Source organism: Fuscovulum blasticum DSM 2131, from assembly GCF_003034965.1.
Taxonomy (GTDB): domain Bacteria; phylum Pseudomonadota; class Alphaproteobacteria; order Rhodobacterales; family Rhodobacteraceae; genus Pseudogemmobacter; species Pseudogemmobacter blasticus.
Window position 1 is genome coordinate 1 of record NZ_PZKE01000047.1, and the last position, 2625, is coordinate 2625.

At 64.8% G+C, this 2625-nt stretch carries 3 protein-coding genes; all 3 read left to right on the forward strand.

Features of this window, described 5'->3' with window-relative positions:
- The coding region (locus tag C5F44_RS17550) for a M24 family metallopeptidase (RefSeq protein ID WP_146161987.1) at nt 1–778 on the forward strand (778 nt) is incomplete at its 5' end.
- A gap of 128 nt (nt 779–906) precedes the next feature.
- On the forward strand, nt 907–1590 hold the full coding sequence (locus C5F44_RS17555; protein WP_235822673.1) for a helix-turn-helix domain-containing protein: 684 nt from the start codon (nt 907–909) through the stop codon (nt 1588–1590).
- Nucleotides 1591–1681: 91 nt separating this feature from the next.
- On the forward strand, nt 1682–2625 hold a 944-nt coding region (locus C5F44_RS17560), incomplete at its 3' end, for an ABC transporter substrate-binding protein (RefSeq protein WP_219908704.1).

The window sequence follows — 2625 nt, forward strand, 5'->3', positions numbered from 1 at the left end:
GCCGTTCCGCTTTGCCAGCCGGATTGCCGCGCTGCCGGGGCTGACTGTGACGGGGGCCGAGCAGATGATCGCCGAGCAGCGGCGGATCAAGTCGGCGGCCGAGCTTGCCATCCTGCAGACGGCGATGGACGCAAGCTATCGGGTGCAAAAGGCGGTTCATGCCGGCCTGCGCCCCGGTGTCAGGGCCAGCGAGGTGGCGGATTTCATCGCGGCCGCGCATGTGGCGCTGGGGATGAGCCCGGCGTTCGCCGCCGTGCAGTTCGGTGAGGCGACCGCCTATCCGCATGGGGTTCCGCATGACCAGGTGCTTGCCAGCGGTGACATGGTGCTGGTGGACATGGGCGCGCGGCTGCACGGCTATCATTCCGACATCACCCGCACCTATGTGTTCGGCACCCCGACCGCCCGCCAGCAGCATCTGTGGGATTGTGAACACCGGGCGCAACTGGCCGCCTTTGCCGCCGCCCGGCCCGGCACCCCCTGCGAGGCGGTGGACCGGGCCGCCCGCGACGTGCTGGAAGCGGCGGGATTCGGGCCGGGCTATGCCGTGCCGGGGCTGCCGCACCGGACGGGGCACGGTCTGGGCCTGAACATCCACGAAGGCCCCTGGATCGTGCAGGGCGACAAGACGCCGCTGGCGCCGGGCATGTGCTTCTCGATCGAACCGATGCTTTGCGTCTATGGCGAATGCGGGGTCCGGCTTGAGGATATTGTCTACATGACCGAGGCCGGACCGCGCTGGTTCTGCCCCCCTGCCGAACGCCCCGACGGCCCGTGACGGCCCGACCGGGCAAGCGGCAGGGGCCGTTGCCGCATACCCGGAAAGGTCCGCTTCGGACTTAAAAATTTTGATCCGAGACGAAACATGTTGCCGAGCAGCGCCATTTGCACTTGTATGCCAGACGAATGACGGGAGCGGACGAAAGCGTGAATGGCGGCATGACGAACAAGCGCGCGCGAATGCCGGTGGCCTTGGGCCAGCGCATCCGCAAGCGCCGGCTGCAGATGGCCATGACGTTGCAAGCCCTGAGCCGGGCCTGCGGCGTTTCCGTCAGCTATCTGAGCCAGGTCGAGCGCGACAATGCCGTGCCGACGCTGGGCACGCTGGCCGAAATTGCCGCCGCGCTGGATGTGGGTATCGACCATTTCATCGCAACGCCGCGCCAGGTGGACAGCGTGACCCGCGCCGAGGAGCGGCGGCGGTTCTCGGTTGCCGGAAATTCGGTTGTCTATGAACGGATCGGTGCCGACTTCGCGGCGCATGAACTGTCATGCTTCCTGCTGAACGTGCCGCCAAGCTACCGTTCGGAAACGGTGCGACATTCGGGCGAGGAGATCGTCTTCGTCCTGGAGGGCGAGATCCTGCACATGGTTGACGGCCAGAGCTTTCTTTTGCGCGCCGGAGACAGCATGCACTACCTGGGCCAGCAGCCCCATTCCTATTCCAACCCGGGGGACGCCCCGGCGCGGATGCTGTGGACGGGCAAGATGGCCCATCCCGCAACACCCACAATCCTTGGGCCCGCGCCGGCCGGGGGCTTACAGGCAACCGGCAGCGGTTCCGGCCCGTCCGACGGCGCACTGGCCTGACACACCGCACGATTTACAATCCACCAGAAGGGAGCACCCAACCGTGAAACGCTTTTTCCTTTTTGCCTCGGCGCTGGCGATGAGCGCCGCCATGGCCGAAGCCAAGACCTTCGTCTATTGCTCGGAAGCTTCGCCCGAAGGGTTTGACCCGGCGCCCTACACCGCCGGCGGCACGTTCGATGCCTCGGCCCATCCGGTCTTCAACCGCCTGACCGAATTCAAGAAGGGCACCACGGAAGTTGAGCCGGGTCTGGCCGAAAGCTGGGACGTTTCGGCCGATGGCACCGAATACACCTTCCACCTGCGCAAGGGCGTGAAGTGGCAGTCGAACGACAAGTTCACCCCGACGCGCGACTTCAACGCCGATGACGTGGTGTTTTCCTATGACCGTCAGGGCAATGCCGAAAACCCCTGGCACCAGTACATCCCCGGCATCACCTACGAATACTATACCTCGATGGCGATGCCCGAGCTGATCAAGTCGATCGAGAAGATCGACGACTACACGGTGAAGTTCACGCTGAACAAGCCCGAGGCGCCGTTCCTGGCCAACATCGCCATGCCCTTCGCCTCGATCGTGTCGAAGGAATATGCCGATGCCCTTATGGCGGCGGGCACGCCCGAGGACATGAACAACCTGCCGATCGGCACCGGGCCGTTCAAGTTCGTGGCCTATCAGAAGGATGCCGTGATCCGGTATCAGAAGAACCCCGACTACTGGGGCACCCCGGCCATCATTGATGACCTGGTCTTCGCGATCACCCCGGATGCCGCCGTGCGCCTGCAGAAGCTGAAGGCCGGCGAATGCCACCTGATGCCCTATCCGGCCCCGGCCGACATCGAGGCGATCAAGGCTGACCCGAACCTGAAGCTGGACGAACAGGCCGGCCTGAACGTGGGCTACCTGGCCTACAACACCACCGTTGCGCCCTTCGACAATCCGAAGGTCCGCAAGGCGCTGAACATGGCGATCAACAAGCAGGCGATCGTGGATGCGGTGTTCCAGGGCGCGGCGCTGCCGGCCAAGAACCCGAT